Origin of the sequence: Streptococcus oralis (genome assembly GCF_001588645.1) — a bacterium.
Lineage (GTDB): Bacteria > Bacillota > Bacilli > Lactobacillales > Streptococcaceae > Streptococcus > Streptococcus oralis_AB.
In genome coordinates this window covers 1-292 of the sequence record NZ_LAYF01000051.1, presented here as the reverse complement: position 1 = coordinate 292, position 292 = coordinate 1, and the positions used below count along the sequence as shown (strand labels likewise).

Below are 292 nucleotides of genomic sequence, written 5' to 3'. Positions count from 1 at the left end.
CTGAATCAGCAAGCACAAGCATGAGCACCAGCGTGTCTGCTTCAATCAGTGCATCTGAATCAGTAAGCACAAGCATGAGCAACAGCGTGTCTGCTTCAATTAGTGCTTCTGAATCAGCAAGCACAAGCATGAGCAACAGCGTGTCCGCCTCAATCAGTGCAAGCCAATCAGCAAGCACAAGCATGAGCAACAGCGTGTCCGCTTCAATCAGTGCATCTGAATCAGCAAGCACAAGCACGAGCAACAGCGTGTCTGCTTCAATCAGTGCATCTGAATCAGTAAGCACAAGCAT

The 292-nt window shown here is 49.0% G+C and carries 1 protein-coding gene; it reads right to left on the bottom strand.

The window, feature by feature from the left end; translation table 11 throughout:
* On the bottom strand, positions 1-292 hold a 292-nt coding region (locus A0739_RS10760; RefSeq protein ID WP_269139519.1), incomplete at both ends, for a hypothetical protein.